The following is a 17,207-nucleotide window of genomic DNA, read 5'->3' on the forward strand; positions in this document are numbered from 1 at the left end:
CGCCGCCGACGTCAGGCGAGACAGGCCGGACCGAGCGCCGCCTTGAGGTCGCCGTAGAGCGCGCTCGAGCGGGTGACGCGGAACTTGTCGTCGACAGACACCGTCACGGGGTCGCCCGAGCCGGTCAGCACGAGCTTCACCTCGATGCCGCCGGGGTGCGAGGTGAGGATCGACCGCACCTCCTCGACCACGGGCGGGGTCGCGCGCGACGCGGGCAGCGTGATGACGACCGGCGAGTTGTCCTGCACGTTGAGGTTCGGAACCCGCAGCTCGACCGCGGAGAACTGCATGCCGCCGTCGCCACGCTCGCGAGCGCGCGCCTTGATCACGATCACGGCGTCGTCGGCGAGGTCGCGCGCGTACGTCTCGTACGTCTTGCCGAAGAAGGAGATCTCGGTCTCGCCCGTGAGGTCCTCGAGCGTGACGATCGCGTACGCGTTGCCGGACTTCGCGATGCGTCGGTCGACGCGCGTGAGCAGGCCCGCGAAGGTGACCTGGTCGCCGTCCGACACGCCGTGCGAGGGCGTCGCCGTGAGGATCTGGTGCGAGGACTCGGACCGCAGCACGTTCTCGAGCCCGGACAGCGGGTGATCGGAGACGTACAGGCCGAGCATGTCGCGCTCGAGGTTGAGGAGGGTCTTCTTGTCCCACTCCTCGATGTCGGGCACCGACACCTTGACGCCGCCGCCGAGCTCCTCGTCCATCCCGAACAGGTCGAACTGGCCGGTCGCCTCCTGGCGCTTCACGCCCACGACCGAGTCGATGGCCTGCTCGTGGATCGTGTTGAGCGAGCGGCGCGTGTGGTCCAGCGAGTCAAACGCGCCGGACTTGATGAGCGAGTCGATCGTGCGCTTGTTGCACACCGACGCGGGGACCTTGTCGAGGAAGTCGGAGAACGAGGTGAACTTCCCCTTCTCCTCGCGGGCCTTGACGATCTCCGCGACGACGTTGGCGCCGACGTTGCGCACTGCGGCCATGCCGAAGCGGATGTCGGACCCGACCGCGGAGAAGAACGCGCGGGACTCGTTGACGTCCGGCGTGAGCACGCTGATGCCCATGCGGCGGCATTCGGCCAGGTAGAGCGCCGACTTGTCCTTGTCGGTGCCGACCGACGTGAGCAGCGCCGCCATGTACTCGGTCGGGTAGTGCGCCTTGAGGTATGCGGTCCAGAAGGAGAGGACGCCGTAGGCCGCGGTGTGCGCCTTGTTGAACGCGTAGTCGGCGAACGGGAGCATCGTCTCCCACAGCGCGTTGATGGCCTCGATCGAGTACCCGCGCTCGAGAGCACCGTTTTTGAAGGGCTCGAACTCCTTGTCGAGGATCTCCTTCTTCTTCTTGCCCATCGCGCGACGCAGCAGGTCGGCCGCGCCGAGCGTGTAGCCCGCGACGATCTGCGCGATGCGCTGCACCTGCTCCTGGTACACGATGAGGCCGTAGGTGATCCCGAGGACCTCCTTGAGCGGCTCGTCGAGCTCGGGGTGGATCGGCTGGATCTCCTGGCGGCCGTTCTTGCGCTCGGCGTAGTTGGTGTGGGAGTTCATTCCCATCGGGCCAGGGCGGTACAGCGCGAGCACAGCCGAGATGTCCTCGAACGAGTCGGGACGCATCTGGCGCAGCAGCGAGCGCATCGCAAGACCATCGAGCTGGAAGACGCCCAGGGTGTCGCCGCTCTGGAGGAGCTTGAAGGTCCCCTCATCGGCGAGCTCCAGGTCCTCGAGGACGAGCGGATCCTTGCCGTTGTCGACGATGTTGTCGAGCGCATCGTCCAGGATCGTGAGGTTGCGGAGGCCCAGGAAGTCCATCTTGACCAGGCCGAGCGTCTCGCACGTCGGGTAGTCGAACTGGGTGATGATCGCGCCGTCCTGCTCGCGGCGCATGATGGGGATGATGTCGATCAACGGGTCGGACGACATGATGACGCCCGCGGCGTGCACGCCCCACTGACGCTTGAGCCCTTCGAGGCCGCGCGCGAGATCCATGACCTCGGCGGCCTCGGGGTCGGTCTCGAGCAGCGCCCTGAAGTCGGCGGCCTCGTGATACTGCTTGTGCGACTCGTCGTTGACGGCGCCGAGCGGCATGTCCTTGCCCATGATCGCGTCGGGGTAGGCCTTGGTGAGCTGCTCACCGACCGCGAACGGCTTGCCCAGGACGCGCGCGCCGTCCTTGAGCGCCTGCTTGGCCTTGATCGTGCCGTAGGTGACGATCATCGACACCCGGTCCTCGCCGTACTTGTCCGACACGTAGCGGATGACCTCGGCGCGACGACGCTCGTCGAAGTCCACATCGAAGTCGGGCTTGGACTCGCGCTCCGGGTTGAGGAAGCGCTCGAAGTACAGCTGGTGGACCAGCGGGTCGATGTCGGTGATCTTCATCGCGTACGCGGCCATCGAGCCCGCACCGGAGCCACGGCCGGGGCCGACGCGGATGCCGTGGTCCTTGGCCCACTGGATGAAGTCGGCGACGACGAGGAAGTAGCCGGGGTATCCCTTGCCCGCGATGACCTCGATCTCGAAGTTGGCGCGCTCCTGCACCTCCGACGGGATCGTCTCGCCGTAGCGCAGGTGGAGGCCCTTCTGGACCTCCTTGACGAACCACGAGTGCTCGTCCTCGCCTGGCGGGCAGTCGTAGACCGGCATGTAGTCGGCCTTGGTGTCGAACGCGACCTCGCAGCGTTCCGCGATCGCCATGGTGTTGGTGAGCGCGTCGGGGTGCGCGTCTCCCCAGAGGTCCCACATCTCCTCGGATGACTTGACGTAGTAGCCGTCGCCCGAGAACGCGAAGCGCTTGCCGCCCTGGTCGTAGGTGGGCTCGTTGAGGTTGGAGCCCGACTGGATGCACAGCAGCGCCTCGTGCGCGTGGGCGTCCTCCTTGCGCACGTAATGCAGGTCGTTGGTCGCGACGAGCGGAGCGCCGATGGCCTTGGCGACGCGGATGAGGTCCTCGTAGACGCGCTTCTCGATGGACAGGTTGTGGTCCATGAGCTCGACGAAGTAGTTGTCCTTGCCGAAGATGTCCTGGAACTCCGCGGCGGCCTTGATGGCCTCCTCGTACTGCCCCAGGCGCAGGCGGGTCTGGACCTCTCCGGACGGGCAGCCCGTGGTCGCGATGATGCCCTTGGCATAGCGCTGGAGAAGGTCGCGGTCGATGCGCGCCTTGTGGAAGTGCCCCTCGAGGCTCGCATACGAGCCCATCCGGAACAGGTTGTGCATGCCCTCGGTGGTCTCTGCCCACATGGTCGCGTGCGTGTAGGCGCCACCGGCCGAGACGTCGTCGGACTCCTGGCCGCGCTCGCCCCAGCGCACGCGGGTCTTGTCGGCGCGGGCCGTGCCCGGCGTGAGGTAGGCCTCGAGACCGATGATGGGCTTCACTCCCGCGGCGGTGGCCTTGCTCCAGAACTCGTACGCGCCGAACAGGTAGCCGTGGTCGGTGATCGCGATCGCGTTCTGACCCAGGCTCTTGACCTCCGTCATGAGATCGCCGATGCGGGCCGCGCCGTCCAGCATGGAGTACTCGGTGTGGACGTGCAGATGAGTGAATTCCTTGCCCGGCATGGGGTTGATTCTAGGACCCGCCGCTGACAACGCTGGGCGAGACTCGCGGCCCACCGACCTCGCGGACGGATCACCCCTGACACCTTGGGACAATGGTGGGCATGACCGCCGACACGCCGCCCGAGAACGCGCCGGTCCGTCGCCTCGACCGCGACGGGAACCAGGCGCAGGGACGCTCCGGTCGCCGCGGTCACGGTCGTCGCCGCGGTCAGGGGGCGGGTCGGGGCACGCCGCGTCAGCCGCGCGTGAGCCATGCCGCTCTCGCGGCCGCCGCGGAGAAGCGCGCCGCAGTCGAGCTGCCCTCGATCTCCTATCCCGAGGAGCTGCCGGTCAGCGCCAGGCGTGAGGACATCGCGGCTGCCATCCGGGACCACCAGGTCGTGATCGTCGCGGGCGAGACCGGCTCGGGCAAGACGACCCAGCTTCCCAAGATCTGCCTCGAGCTCGGTCGCGGCCGTGCCGGCCAGATCGGCCACACCCAGCCGCGCCGCATCGCTGCCCGCTCGGTCGCGGAGCGCATCGCCGAGGAGATCGGCACTCCTCTCGGCGGCATTGTCGGCTACCAGGTGCGATTCACCGACGAGTCCTCGCCCGAGACCCTCGTGCGCGTGATGACCGACGGCGTCCTGCTCGCGCAGATCCAGCGCGACCCCGAGCTACGCGCCTACGACACCCTCATCATCGACGAGGCCCACGAGCGCAGCCTCAACATCGACTTCCTCCTCGGCTACCTCACCAACCTGCTCCCCCGCCGCCCTGACTTGAAGGTCATCATCACGTCGGCGACGATCGACTCGCAGCGATTCGCGAGGCACTTCGCTCCGGGGGGCCCGCTCCCCTACGTGGCACCCGAGGATACGGACGATGCGACCGCCGCCCTGGCATCGTCCGGAACCACCGCATCGTCCCTTCCCAGGGACATGGACGATGCGCCCGTCGCCCCGATCGTCGAGGTCACGGGCCGCACCTACCCGGTCGAGATCCTGTACCGCCCGCTCGAGGGCGAGACCCGTGGCGCCGAGAGGGACCTGGTCACCGGCATCGTCGAGGCGTGCGACGAGCTCATGACGTGGGGCGACGGCGACATCCTCGTGTTCCTCTCGGGCGAGCGGGAGATCCGCGACGCCGCCGACGCGCTCGAGGGCCACTACGGCGACCGCGTGCGCAATCCCCGGCACCCCCGCCGGATCGAGGTCCTCCCGCTCTACAGCCGGCTCAGCGCCGCCGAGCAGCACCGCGTGTTCGAGCGCCACTCCGCGCGCCGCATCGTCCTGTCGACGAACGTCGCAGAGACGTCGCTGACCGTCCCCGGCATCCACTACGTCGTGGACCCCGGCACCGCGCGCATCTCGCGCTACTCGAAGGCCACCAAGGTGCAGCGCCTGCCGATCGAGCCGATCTCGCAGGCGAGCGCGAACCAGCGCTCCGGTCGCGCGGGACGCCTCGCCGACGGCATCGCGATCCGCCTGTACTCCCAGGAGGACTTCGAGGGCCGGCCTCGGTTCACCGAGCCCGAGATCCTGCGCACGTCGCTCGCGTCGGTGCTGCTCCAGATGATCTCCGTCGGCGTGGTCGCCTCGCCCGAGGACATGGCGTCCTTCCCGTTCGTCGAGCCGCCGGACACCCGCGCCATCCGCGACGGCATGAACCTGCTCGCCGAGCTCGGCGCGATCTCGCAGCGCGACGGTCAGACCCGGCTGACCGAGACGGGCCGTGCACTCGCGCGCCTGCCCATGGACCCGCGCCAGGCCCGCATGATCGTCGAGGCCGCCAAGCACGGCGTCGCGCACGAGGTCGCCGTGATCGCCGCGGCCATGTCCATCCAGGATCCGCGCGAGCGCCCCGCGGAGATCCGGGAGGCCGCGGACCTCCTGCATCGCCGCTTCGCCGACCCGTCGTCGGATCTGCTGTCCTACCTCAACCTGTGGGAGTACCTCCGCGAGCGCCGCCGCGAGCTGTCCGGCTCCGCGTTCCGCCGCCTCGTCAAGGCCGAGCACCTGCACTATCTGCGGATCCGCGAGTGGCAGGACGTGGTCCAGCAGATCCGCGAGGCCGCGAAGCCGCTCGGCATCCAGATGCAGTCGGGGAGGCCGAAGAGGGTCACCCCCGAGGGCGATGAGAGGGCCACCGGTGCGCTGCGGCACGTGTGGAACGAGGAGGCCATCCACCGCTCGGTCCTGTCCGGGCTGCTGTCCCAGATCGGCATGCAGGAGACCCTCGACGTCAAGGCCTCCGACTTCGCTCACCTCACCGGCGACAAGCGCCAGGCCGCGATCCGCAAGGCCCGCAAGCGCGCCTCGAACGAGTACCTCGGCTCGCGCGGCGTGCGCTTCGCGATCAACCCCGGATCCGCGCTGTCCAAGAAGCCTCCGGAGTTCGTCATGGCCGGCGAGATCGTCGAGACGAGCCGCATGTGGGCGCGCGACGTCTCCTCGATCAAGCCCGAGTGGGCCGAGGAGCTCGCGGGCGACCTCGCCAAGAAGACGTACTCGGACCCGCACTGGTCGACGAAGCAGGGGGCCGCGATGGCCCACGAGAAGGTGCTGCTCTACGGTGTCCCGATCGTGTCCGACCGCACGATCCTGTGGGGACGAGTACGACCCGCAGAGGCGCGCGAGATGTTCGTCCGCCACGCGCTCGTGCAGGGCGAGTGGACCACGCACCACAGATTCTGGAAGGACAACCAGCGGCTGCTCGCCGAGCTCGAGGAGGTCGAGGCCCGCTCGCGCACGCGCGGCCTCATCGCCGACGAGGAGACGCTGTTCGACTTCTACGACGAACGGATTCCCGACTCCGTCGTCTCCGCGCGCCATTTCGATCGCTGGTGGAAGGGCGCTTCGCGGACCACGCCCGATCTGCTCACGCTGCGCCGCGACGACCTGCTGCCGCCCGAGGCGGACGTCGACCCCGAGGCCTTCCCCGATGCGTGGCCTCAGGGCGAGCTCACGCTGCCGCTGCAGTACGCGTTCGAGCCCGGGGCGCTGCACGACGGGCTGACCGTCCGCATCCCGCTCGCGCTGCTCCCCCGCGTGGTGCCCGACGGCTTCGACTGGCTCGTGCCGGGCCTGCTCGAGGAGCTCACCACCGAGACGATCCGAGCGCTCCCCAAGCCCGTGCGGCGCGGCCTCGTTCCAGCACCCGACACCGCGCGCGCGGTCGTCGCGTGGCTTGTCCGCGAGACGCCCGCCTGGGCGGACATGGCTCGCGCCGGGGACATAGCCGAGTCGTACCGCTCCACGTTCACGCGCGCGATCGCGGCCGTCAAGGACGCCGCCATCCCCGAGGACGCATGGACCGAGGTCGACGCGCGGCTGCCCTCGCACCTGCGCGTGACCTTCGAGGCGGTCGACGGCCGCAAGGCGGTGTCCTCCTCCACGAGCCTGATCGCGCTGCAGCGCGAGCTCGCGCCCCGCACGGAGGCCGCCGTGAAGCGCGCCGTCGCGACGGCGCGCCCGTCGTCCCGGCAGCGCGGCGGCGCGAAGGGAGCGACGCCCTCCCCCGCGAACGTCGCGCCGGTCGTCCCGACGACGCTGCCCGAGCAGGAAGGGCTCACCTCGTGGCCCTCGCTCCCCGGCGGGACACTCCCCGAGCACGTCGAGGGCGTCGTCGGCGGCGTGGCAGTGCGCGGCTACCCGGGGATTGTCGCCGAGAAGGGTCGCAAGGCCTCGCTGCGGGTCATGCCCGACGCCGTCTCGCGCGACGCGGCCCACCCGGCCGGGGTCAGGCGCCTGCTCGTGGCCGACCTCGCCCTCGCGACGGGACGCGTCACGTCGCGCTGGAGCTCGAAGGAGTCGCTGCTTCTCGCCTCGGCTTCGTACCGGAACACCGAGGCGCTCGTCGACGACCTTCAGCTCGCGGCGGTCACCGCCCTCACCACGCCAGGCTCCGACACCGGGCTCGACGCGGGAGCGATCCGATCCGCGGCAGCCTACGACCACGCGCGCACCGTGCTGCGCGAACGGCTCGAGGACGAGGTTCAGACGATCGTCACACGCGTCCTGCCCGCGCTCGAGGCCGCCCGCGAGCTCGACTCGGCCGTGCGGGCCTCGACGTCGCTGGCGCTGCTGAACGTGCTGTCGGAGCTGCGCGCGCGGTCCGCCGACCTCGTGGGCGACGGCTTCATCTCCGCGACGCCTCCCGCGCGGCTCAGGCACCTCGCCCGCTACCTCAAGGCCGCCAAGGTGCGGCTCGAGAAGGCGGCCACCGCATCGTCCAGGGACACCGAGCTCGCGTGGAAGGTGCGAGAGGTCGCCGACGAGTACGAGGCCGTGCGCGGCGCAGTGCTCGCCGGACGGCCCGATCCGACGCGCGCGGCGGCGCTCGAGGACGTCCGCTGGATGATCGAGGAGTACCGCGTCTCGCTGTTCGCCCAGACGCTCGGCACAGACGGACCCGTGTCGGACAAGCGCATCCGCAAGGCGCTCGCCGAGATCCGCTAGCGTCGGAGTCATCAGCCCGGCACCGCACGTCGCGCCATCGGGCCCCGCCAGGAGGAGAACCGTGAGCGACCGCAGGAAAGCGCCCGTCTGGCTCGTGTGGACCGAGCGAGGGCTCGCCCTCGCCGCGCTCCTCGTGGTGGCATGGGTGGCGCTCACCGCATGGGGAGGCGTCTCCCACGGGCATCCGCTGTATCCCGCGCTGCTCCTCGTCACGGTGCTCGGCGCCGCGCTCGTCGGAGTCGCGACGTGGCGTGGCTGGGGCGGGGCCCGCACATGGCAGATCGTCCTCCGCGTGTGCGCCGCAGTCGCGGGGGTGGCATGGATCGCCGCGATGGCGTGGCTCAAGCCGTTCTCCGCGACGGAGCCCGCGCTCGCCGCGATGGAGTCCGACGAGGCGGTAGCGGTCACCGAGACGAGCACGCAGATCGTCCTGCAGCCGACCGGCGAGGCGAGCACCGTGGCCCTCGCGTTCCAGCCCGGCGCGCGCGTCGATCCGCGCGCCTACGCCGCCGTGCTGCGGCCGCTCGCGGAGGCCGGCCACACCGTGGTCATCGTCAAGCAGCCGCTCGGGATCGGCTTCCTCGCCCTCGACGGCTACGCGGCCGCGACGGCGATCGATCCCTCGTTGGAGTGGGCCGTGGGCGGGCACTCGCTCGGAGGCACGGTGGCTGCGCTCGAGGCCGAGAGCGCCGCCGAAGCGCCCGCAGGGCTGCTGTTCTTCGCGTCCTACCCTGCCGACGACATGAGCGGCTTCGCGGGTACGGTGCTGTCGATCTCGGGCTCGGAGGACGGCCTTGCGACCCCCGACAAGATCGAGGCCTCGGCCGAGGACCTGCCTGCCGACACGACCTTCACCGTGATCGAGGGAGGCAGCCACGCCCAGTTCGGCGCCTACGGCCTCCAGCCGGGCGACGGCACGGCGACCATCTCCGATGACGAGGCTCGCGAGCAGATCTCGGACGCGACCGTGGCCTTCCTGGACTCGCTCGCATCCTGACGCGTGAGTCCCGCCGCATGCACTCCGCACGGATCTGCGTCCGACACCCCGACGACACGCCGACTGTGCCGGGCGACACGCTGGCGTGCCGCCCGCGAATCCGTGCGGAGCGTTGGGTTGTTCAGTCCGCGCGGACGATGCGGTACGCGTCCTGGTGCCACACGTGCTCGTCCAGGTAGGCGTCGCCGAACGCCGTATAGCCGAGCCGGTGGTAGAACGGCATCGCCTGGCGCTGCGCGCTGACCTCGACCCGCACCTCGCCGTCGGCGCCGAAGCGCGCGACCGCCTCGCGCTCGAGGTAGTCCATGAGCGCACGCCCAGCCCCCGTGCCGCGGCCCGCGGCCGCGACCACCACACGCCCGATGTGCGGCACGGTGGCGTCCATCCCGCCGATGCCGCCGTCGACCCCGTGCCCCGCGTCGGAGCCAGGCGCGACCAGCCGCGCGGTGCCCAGCACGGTGCCATCGTCGGCGAGGCACAGCGCGTGAAGGGTACGCGGATCGTCGTCGACGGCGTCGCGCTCACCCTCGAGGTCGAAGCCCTGCTCGGTGACGAACACCTGGATCCTCAGCGCGATCGCCTGGTCCAGCTGCGCCGCCGTGGTCACGGAGACGACGCGCATGTCAGGCCCGCAGCTTCTCGAGCGCGGACGCGAGGTCCTCGGGATACTGCGAGACGACCCGCACCTCGCCGCCGCGCGTCGGGTGCTCGAATGCGAGCTCATGCGCATGCAGCCACTGCCGTCCGAGGTTCAGCCGCTTCGCGAGCATCGGGTCGGCGCCGTACGTGAGATCCCCGACGAGCGGGTGGCGCATCGCCTGCATGTGCACGCGGATCTGATGCGTGCGGCCGGTCTCGAGGTGGATCTCCAGCAGCGACGCAGCGGGGAACATCTCGAGGACCTCGTAGTGGGTGACCGAAGGCTTGCCGCCCTCGACGACCGCGAACTTCCAGTCCGAGCTGGGGTGGCGCCCGATGGGCGCGTCGATGGTCCCCTCGGTGGGGTCCATATGGCCCTGCGCGATCGCGTGGTAGATCTTCTCGACCGTGCGCTCCTTGAACGCGGCCTTGAGCGCGCTGTAGGCGGGCACGGACTTCGCGACCACCATGAGTCCCGAGGTGCCCACGTCGAGGCGGTGGACGATGCCCTTGCGCTCGGGAGGACCGGCATCGGCGAGCGTCACCGCCGCCGAGGCGAGTCCACCGACGACCGTGGGTCCTGTCCAGCCTGGTGACGGGTGAGCGGCGACGCCGACGGGCTTGTCCACGACGACGAGGTCCTGGTCCTCGTACACGATCATGAGTCCACCGGGGATCTCAGGCTCAGGAGCGGGCTCGCGATCGTCCGGGATCTCGACCGCGAGGACCCCATCCGACAGACGATCCGACTTGCCGAGGATCCGCCCGTCGAGCATCGCGGAGCCCGACTCGAGGATCTCAGCGGCCTTCGTGCGCGACAGCCCCAGCATCCGGGACAGCGCGGCATCGGCCCTCTCGCCCACGACGGCGTCGGGGACGGGGAGGTAGCGGGTCTCAGACACCGTCGGCCGTGCTCTCCGTGGCCTCGGCCTCGGTCGCCGCCTCGTGCTCGAGGAGACGATGCCCGAACAGCCCGGCGATGACCGCCCAGATCGCGGCTCCCACGATCGCGATGTCCGCGACGTTGCCGATGAAGAGGTCGCCGTACTTGATCATGTCGACCACGTGGCCCTCCCCAAACGACGGCTCGCGGAAGAGCCGGTCGATAAGGTTGCCGATCGCGCCGCCCAGGCCCATGCCGAGCAGCACGGCGGACCACGTCGCAGACGCCCGTCGGCCGTACCAGAGGATGCCGACGGTCAGCACGACGGCGACGACCGTCAGGATCAGGGTGCTCGAGTTGCCGAAGGAGAAGGCCGCTCCCGAGTTGAACACCAGCTGCAGCGACAGCAGGTCACCGAGGAGCTGATGCTCCGTGCCCGGCGTGAGGGCCGACAGCGCCCACTGCTTGGTGGCCTGGTCGACCGCCACCGTGAGGATCGCGGCCAGCCAGAAGGCTGGCCGCCAGCTCAACGACGCTCCTCGCGCTGCTTGCAGGTGACGCAGTGGGTCGCCCGGGGGAACGCCTGCAGGCGCGCCTTGCCGATGCCGTTGCCGCACACCTGGCACGCGCCGAAGGTGCCCGCCTTGATGCGACGCAACGCGTCGACGCTCTGCTCGAGCATGTCACGCGTGTTGTTGACGATCGACATCTCCTGCTCGCGCTCGAGCGCGGTCGAACCGGCGTCGGCCTGGTCGTCTCCCGCGCCCTCCGAGGTGTGCAGCAGATCGTCGAGCTCGAGCTCCGTGTCGCGGAACTCCTCGAGCAGCCGAGCGACGTCGGAGTTGAGCAGCGTCACGATGTCCCTGAGCTCGCCGACCTTCCAAGCCTCGTCACCCTCACGCACCGGCAACGTCTTCACTGACGCCGCCTTGATGTCGTCCGGGTCGATCTCGATGATCGTCACGTCCGTGCTGGTCATGACACACCTCTTCTCGGTAGTGACGCGAGCGTAGACCTCATTCGCGTCGCAGGCAAAGCGTGACGCGCCTTGTCAGCCGTCGGCGTACATACTTCCACAATCGGACGTCTGCCGGGCCCGACGCACCGCGCAGAAGCGAAGAGGGCCGGGCGTCGCCGCCCGGCCCTCCTGTCGCTTGCTGAGATCAGCCGTTCTCGTTCCGCGGCGTCACGTCGCCGAAGATCGACCGGATGTCGTAGATGTCGGGCTTGGGAGCCGCGGCCTCCTCCGCCTCCGTGTCGGCCGCCGCAGGCTCGGCCGGCTCAGTCGAGGCGGCCTGCGGGATGGACGACGTGGTGGGAGCCCACATCGGGGTCGTCTGCGTGGGCGCCTCGTAGCGCGGCGGCTCGGAGTACGCGGGCTCAGGTGCGGCAGGGCTCTCCTGCTGCGGCGCGGCGAAGGACTGCGGCGTGTAGGGCGCCACCTCCGGCTCGGCGGCAGGGGCGCCGAACAGCGACGCGCGCGCCGGGGCGGCAGGGGCCTCGGGCGAGGGCGCGGATGCCTCCGGCGTCGCGAACATGCGCGGCTGGTAGGGCTCAGGCTGCTCGGCCTCGGCGGGAGCTGCGGGCTCGTCGTCGGGCTGCTCCGCGCTGAACGTCGGCATCGCTGCGGACCAGGCCGGCGCCGCAGACTCCTCCGCGACGGGCTCCTCCTCCGGCTCAGCAGCAGCAGGAGCGAACTCGGCGACGGGAGCCTCCTCGGCGGAGGCCTCCTGGACCGACTGGCCGTACGGTGCGAAGCCTCCGAAGGGAGACGGTGCGGCCTCGGGCTCCTCCGCGGCGGGGGCGTACTCCTCGACGGGAGCCTCCTCGGCAGCGGGCTCCTCCGTCACCTCGTCGGCGAAGGTCTCGGGCTCGGCCTCGGCCTCTGCATCCATCGCCGGCTCGGCCTCGGTCTCGTCGTCCGCGGGGATCGTGTCCTCGCCGACTCCGACCGCGGCCTCCTCAAGCGCTGCGGCAGCGACGGCCGCCTCGAGCCCGGCCACGTTCGCGGCGGGCGCGGCGGCCGGACCGGATGCGGCGACGCCCGTGGGGGCGGTGCCGTGGTCGAGGTCGCCGAGAAGGTTCTCGAGGTACGTCTTGAGACGGGCGCGGTAGTCACGCTCGAAGCGGCGCAGGTCGTCGATCTTGCTCTCGACCGCCGAGCGCTCCTGCGCCAGCTGGTCCATGCGCGCCGCCGAGTCCGTGTCGGCCTGGCGGAGCAGCTCGTCGGCCTTCGCACGCGCCTCCTCGACGATGCGGTCGCGCTCCTCCTCGCCGGCACGGACGTACTCGTCCTGCAGCTTCTGGGCCATCGCGACCATCTCGGGTCCGCCGGCCTGCGACGGGTCGGTCGCGGCGGCGAGCAGCGACTCAGGCTCGGCGGGCGCCGCCTCAGGCGCGGGTGCCGCGCCGGACTGCGCCGCGGCCAGGCGCTGCTGAAGATCGTCCCGCTCGGCGGCGAGCACGGAGATCGTGTGCGCCACCTCGTCGAGGAAGTCGTCGACCTCGTCCTGGTCGAAGCCCTCGCGGTACTTCGTCTTGGAGAATGCCTTGTTCAGCACGTCCTCTGCTGTCAGCAAAGCCATGGGTCACCCCTTCGCTACGTTCGGACAAAACGAACGCGTCGTTTCCGTCACTCTACTCATTCATCTATCGGCTTGCACTTGAGCCGGTTCTCGAGACTTCCCAGGTCGGTCGGGGTTATGTGCTCAGGAACGAGAGCGCCAACATGAGGAAGTAGCACACGAAGAACAGGATGATCACGGCCAGGTCCAGACGGATCTGCCCGATCGTGATCGGCGGGATGAGCGACCGCAGGAGCTTGATGGGCGGGTCGGTCACGCTGTACACCGATTCGACGATGACCGCGGCGACTCCGGTGGGTCGCCAGTCCCGGGCGAGCACCGACACCCAGCTCAGCACCACGCGTCCCAGAAGGAACATCAAGAACAGGAAGACGACGAACTGGAGCAGACCGAAGATGATTGTCACGCGACGAGCCTAACCGACGAACCGCAGGGTTCCCGCAGCGATGACGCGGGCCTCAGGACTGGTTGTAGAACGTCTGCTGGTCCTGCTGCTGCTCGTTGTCCATGCCGATCTCGACATGCGCCGGAGAGAGCAGGAAGACCGACGTCGTCACGCGCTCGATCGAGCCGTGCAGGCCGAACGAGAGGCCCGCGGAGAAGTCCACGAGGCGCTTCGCGTCCGCGTCGGACATCTCGGTGAGGTTCATGATGACCGGGACTCCAGAGCGGAACGCCTCGCCGATCAGGCGCGCGTCGTTGTACGAGCGCGGGTTGATCGTCTGGATGCGTCGCAGGCTCTTCGACTGCGGCGCCGACGGCTCGCGGTGCGCCGCGCGCACCGAACCCGTGGCGGGCGCGCTCTTGCGCGCCTCCGACACCTCGTGAAGGTTCGTCACAGGGGCGAGCTCCTCCTCGGAGTAGTCGTAGTCCTCGTGCTCGCTCACATCGAAGCCGAGGTACTGAACAACCTTGCGCACCGCGCTCATCGGCGTGCTCCTCTCCCCTGATGGATGTCCTGAGCCATCTGGGACCACGTTAGGTCGCGGCGTCCTCGGGTGCCGGGACCGACACGCCGACAGGGCCCTCGCACACGATGACTCCAGCGTGGCGGCCCGTGCGCGCGTCCCTGCGGTGCGAGAACCACCGCGTGTCCTCGAACGTGCAGTGCCGGTGGCGCAGCACGGGGCCCACCCCCAGCTCGGTGAGCCGCGTCTCGATCGCCCGCGGGATGTCGAGCGAGGGGGTGCCCCACGACGTCGAGGCCACGGCGACCGGATGCCGCCTTCCCACGCGGGCGCGCAGGTTCTCGGGGACCTCGTAGCACGCGCCACAGATGGCGGGCCCGATCGCGGCACGGATCCCGGCCGCACCGGCACCGCTCGGGCGCAGGTCGAGCATGGCCGCTATCGCGGAATCGACGACGCCGCGATAGAGCCCCTCCCGGCCCGAGTGCACCGCGGCGACGGCGCCTGTCTGCGGGTCGTTCAGGAGCAGCGGCACGCAGTCCGCGGCGATCGCGGCGAGCGCGATCCCCGGCGTCGTCGTGAGCAGCACATCCGCCTTGGGCGGTCTCGGGGTGGGCTCGTCGATCCTCGCGACCGTGATGCCATGATCCGCCTCCAGGAACGTCACGAGCGCGCCGGCGGCCTCCGACACCACGACTCGGTTGTGCGCGACCGCGTCCGGGTCGTCGTCGACGTGAAGCGCGACGTTGAGAGTGTCGTAGGGAGCCGCCGAGTGCCCTCCTCGCCTGTCGGTGAAGAAGGCTCTGACGGGCAGCCCGGCATCGAGCACGCGGCGGCTACCGCAGGAAGTCGGGAACGTCGAGCTCGTCCGCCGCGGCGGCCACCTTCGGCTTGACCTCGATCGCGTCCGTCATCGGCTCGGGCTCGGCGTCTGCGTCGATCGCGGTCGGGATCGCTGACTGCTCGATCGGCGCGGACACGGGCTCTGCGGGCACCGCGGCGGCCGCGGGCTTGGTCTCCACGCCGCCGACCGCCGTGTCGTGCTGGCGGTACGTCGGCGCACCGCCGTCGAAGCCCGCCGCGATGACCGTGATCCGCAGCTCGTCGCCAAGCGAGTCGTCGATGACGGTGCCGAAGATGATGTTGGCCTCCGCGTGGGCCGCCTCGCGCACCAGGCGCGCCGCAGCCTCGACCTCCTTGATCCCGAGGTTCGAGCCGCCCGAGATCGACAGCAGCACGCCGTGCGCGCCCTCGATCGAGGCCTCGAGGAGGGGCGATGAGATCGCGCCCTCGGCCGCCTCGAGCGCGCGGCTCTCGCCGCGGGCGGACGCGACACCCATGAGAGCCGTGCCCGCGCCCTGCATCACGGACTTCACGTCGTTGAAGTCCACGTTGATGAGGCCGGGGGTCGTGATCAGGTCGGTGATGCCCTGCACGCCGCCCTGGAGGACCTGGTCGGCCGCCGCGAAGGCGCCGAGCACGCTCAGCTGCGCATCCGAGATGTCGAGCAGGCGGTCGTTCGGGATGACGATGAGGGTGTCGACCTCCTCGCGCAGGCGCTGGATGCCGGCGTCCGCCTGGTCCGCGCGGCGGCGGCCCTCGAAGCCGAAGGGGCGGGTCACGACGCCGACGGTGAGCGCGCCGAGGCCGCGCGCGATCTTGGCGACGACGGGGGCTCCGCCGGTGCCGGTGCCGCCGCCCTCTCCCGCGGTCACGAACACCATGTCGGCGCCCTTGAGCGCCTCGGTGATCTCATCCTCGTGGTCGTCGGCGGCCTGGCGGCCGACCTCGGGGTCGGCGCCGGCGCCGAGGCCGCGCGTGAGCTCGCGACCGATGTCGAGCTTCACGTCCGCGTCGGACATGAGCAGCGCCTGCGCATCAGTGTTGATCGCGATGAACTCGGCGCCCTTGAGGCCGACGTCGATCATGCGGTTGACGGCATTGACGCCGCCGCCGCCGACGCCGACGACCTTGATGTTGGTGATGTAATTCTGCGGTGCGGCCATGGGTGCCTCCCCTAAACGTTAACCTTCAACTTGAGGGTTATAGTTATGTCAAGTTGATCCACGACGAAGGTACGTCGCGCCGTCGGCTCGGCTCCGCAGGACACGCGCAAGTGTCGCGACAATCCGAAGTGAGAGAGTCGACCGTCACTCGTCGCGAGTGATCGGCAGGCTCGGCGCGGAGACGTCGATCACCTCCGCCGAGGAGGCCTTGTCCGAGTCGAGCAGCACCGACAGCACCTGAGCCTTCGTGGCAGAGTCCTCAACGCTCCCCCACTCCACGCGCGGCCCGTCGCGCAGGGTGAAGCTCACCGAGTCCTCGGTCTCCGCCTCGATGCTCTCGACCTGAGATCGCAGGTCGACGGGGAGCTCGTCGATCACGCCGAGCACCGCCTGGAGCACCCGGTCGCTCCCCTCCCCGAGCGGCACGGTCACGATCGGCAGCCTCTTGGGGGCGTTCTTGACCGTCGACACGGTCTGCGCCTCGTCATCCACGATGACGTAGCCGCCGCCGTCCCGCGGAACCGCGGCGACCGGGACGCGAGATTCGATCTCGACCCGGAGCGTGGTCGGCCACAGCCTCACGACGCTCGCCGAGGCGACTCCCCGGATCTCCTCGAGGCTCTCCACGAGCGCGCCCGTGTCCACGAGGAGCAGCGAGTCGCCGTCCTGCGCCGCGATGGCGGCCTCGACGGCGTCGCCGTCCACGTACCTGCCCGCGCCCGAGACCTCCACCGCCGACGCGTCGAAGCGCAGCAGCGGCGACATCATCACCGCCCACACGACCGCGACCACGCCGAGCGCGATCGCCGCGCGGATGCCCCACCGCCGCCACAGCACGCGCCGTTCGACGGCACGGCGCTCCGCGAGGCGTTCCTGCATGCGCAGGGTCACGCGGTCGAAGGTTTGGGAGGCCCTGGCGACCCAGATGCTCGGGTCGGCGGCCTGCTGCTCGCCGGCCGCTCGCGCGGCCCCATCGGCGACCTCGTGCTCACCGGTCGCCTTCGCGGCCGGCGTCGCGCTCTCGCGGGACCTCGTGACTTCGGTGCGATCGATGGTCCCGGTCGCCGCGCCCTGACGGCGCGTCGCCTGCGGCGCCACCGACATGGGTGCGCTCCCGGTGCGCGGGCGCTCCGCTTCCGTACTGCGCGGTGCCTCCGTACCGCGCGGCACGGCCGGGCGCCTCGCGGCGGGTCGCGAGG

The 17,207-nt window shown here is 70.2% G+C and carries 13 protein-coding genes; 2 read left to right on the top strand and 11 right to left on the bottom strand.

Features of this window, described 5'->3' with window-relative positions; translation table 11 throughout:
* Positions 1 to 11: 11 nt before the first annotated feature.
* Entirely contained in the window at positions 12 to 3,551 is a 3,540-nt protein-coding gene (dnaE, locus tag B7K23_RS13125; protein ID WP_084127059.1) for a DNA polymerase III subunit alpha, read from the bottom strand.
* A gap of 101 nt (positions 3,552 to 3,652) precedes the next feature.
* On the opposite strand from dnaE, the gene hrpA reads away from it, so the two are divergent.
* Complete coding sequence (gene hrpA, locus B7K23_RS13130; protein WP_084127061.1) at positions 3,653 to 7,990, top strand: ATP-dependent RNA helicase HrpA; 4,338 nt, start codon at positions 3,653 to 3,655, stop codon at positions 7,988 to 7,990.
* Positions 7,991 to 8,051: 61 nt separating this feature from the next.
* A complete protein-coding gene (locus tag B7K23_RS13135; protein ID WP_084127063.1) occupies positions 8,052 to 8,987 on the top strand; it encodes an alpha/beta hydrolase in 936 nt (311 codons plus the stop codon).
* Between the two features lie 121 nt (positions 8,988 to 9,108).
* On the opposite strand, the gene B7K23_RS13140 is transcribed toward B7K23_RS13135, so the two are convergent.
* The 10 genes from B7K23_RS13140 to B7K23_RS13185 form a co-directional block, all read right to left on the bottom strand.
* Entirely contained in the window at positions 9,109 to 9,609 is a 501-nt protein-coding gene (locus B7K23_RS13140) for a GNAT family N-acetyltransferase (protein ID WP_159451421.1), read from the bottom strand.
* 1 nt (position 9,610) lies between these two features.
* Positions 9,611 to 10,528: an RluA family pseudouridine synthase gene (locus tag B7K23_RS13145; RefSeq protein WP_084127067.1), complete on the bottom strand. Its 918-nt coding sequence runs from the start codon at positions 10,526 to 10,528 to the stop codon at positions 9,611 to 9,613.
* The gene (gene lspA / locus B7K23_RS13150) at positions 10,521 to 11,039 is read right to left on the bottom strand and encodes a signal peptidase II (RefSeq protein WP_234996540.1); all 519 of its coding nucleotides are present in this window, start codon (positions 11,037 to 11,039) and stop codon (positions 10,521 to 10,523) included. The genes B7K23_RS13145 and lspA overlap by 8 nt, the downstream gene beginning before the upstream one ends.
* A complete protein-coding gene (locus tag B7K23_RS13155; protein ID WP_084127069.1) occupies positions 11,036 to 11,488 on the bottom strand; it encodes a TraR/DksA C4-type zinc finger protein in 453 nt (150 codons plus the stop codon). The genes lspA and B7K23_RS13155 overlap by 4 nt, the downstream gene beginning before the upstream one ends.
* A 184-nt stretch (positions 11,489 to 11,672) precedes the next feature.
* Entirely contained in the window at positions 11,673 to 13,094 is a 1,422-nt protein-coding gene (locus tag B7K23_RS15860; protein WP_084127071.1) for a DivIVA domain-containing protein, read from the bottom strand.
* A gap of 115 nt (positions 13,095 to 13,209) precedes the next feature.
* A complete protein-coding gene (locus tag B7K23_RS13165; RefSeq protein WP_200809843.1) occupies positions 13,210 to 13,500 on the bottom strand; it encodes a YggT family protein in 291 nt (96 codons plus the stop codon).
* 52 nt (positions 13,501 to 13,552) lie between these two features.
* Entirely contained in the window at positions 13,553 to 14,023 is a 471-nt protein-coding gene (locus B7K23_RS13170) for a cell division protein SepF (protein WP_084127073.1), read from the bottom strand.
* A 49-nt stretch (positions 14,024 to 14,072) separates the two neighbouring features.
* Positions 14,073 to 14,831: a polyphenol oxidase family protein gene (locus B7K23_RS13175; RefSeq protein ID WP_200809844.1), complete on the bottom strand. Its 759-nt coding sequence runs from the start codon at positions 14,829 to 14,831 to the stop codon at positions 14,073 to 14,075.
* A 7-nt stretch (positions 14,832 to 14,838) separates the two neighbouring features.
* Positions 14,839 to 16,008, bottom strand: a complete 1,170-nt coding sequence (gene ftsZ / locus B7K23_RS13180) for a cell division protein FtsZ (protein ID WP_084127074.1) — start codon at positions 16,006 to 16,008, stop codon at positions 14,839 to 14,841.
* 144 nt (positions 16,009 to 16,152) lie between these two features.
* Complete coding sequence (locus tag B7K23_RS13185) at positions 16,153 to 17,112, bottom strand: cell division protein FtsQ/DivIB (RefSeq protein ID WP_143338294.1); 960 nt, start codon at positions 17,110 to 17,112, stop codon at positions 16,153 to 16,155.
* Between the last annotated feature and the right edge of the window lie 95 nt (positions 17,113 to 17,207).

The sequence above is a fragment of the Demequina sp. NBRC 110054 genome (assembly GCF_002090115.1).
Classification (GTDB): domain Bacteria; phylum Actinomycetota; class Actinomycetes; order Actinomycetales; family Demequinaceae; genus Demequina.

Excerpts from the sequence above, each read along its gene's own strand:
- dnaE (WP_084127059.1), bottom strand. The coding sequence starts at position 3,551 with ATGCCGGGCAAGGAATTCACTCATCTGCACGTCCACACCGAGTACTCC.
- hrpA (WP_084127061.1), top strand. The coding sequence starts at position 3,653 with ATGACCGCCGACACGCCGCCCGAGAACGCGCCGGTCCGTCGCCTCGAC.
- B7K23_RS13140 (WP_159451421.1), bottom strand. The coding sequence starts at position 9,609 with ATGCGCGTCGTCTCCGTGACCACGGCGGCGCAGCTGGACCAGGCGATC.
- B7K23_RS13155 (WP_084127069.1), bottom strand. The coding sequence starts at position 11,488 with ATGACCAGCACGGACGTGACGATCATCGAGATCGACCCGGACGACATC.
- B7K23_RS15860 (WP_084127071.1), bottom strand. The coding sequence starts at position 13,094 with ATGGCTTTGCTGACAGCAGAGGACGTGCTGAACAAGGCATTCTCCAAG.
- B7K23_RS13170 (WP_084127073.1), bottom strand. The coding sequence starts at position 14,023 with ATGAGCGCGGTGCGCAAGGTTGTTCAGTACCTCGGCTTCGATGTGAGC.
- ftsZ (WP_084127074.1), bottom strand. The coding sequence starts at position 16,008 with ATGGCCGCACCGCAGAATTACATCACCAACATCAAGGTCGTCGGCGTC.
- B7K23_RS13185 (WP_143338294.1), bottom strand. The coding sequence starts at position 17,112 with ATGTCGGTGGCGCCGCAGGCGACGCGCCGTCAGGGCGCGGCGACCGGG.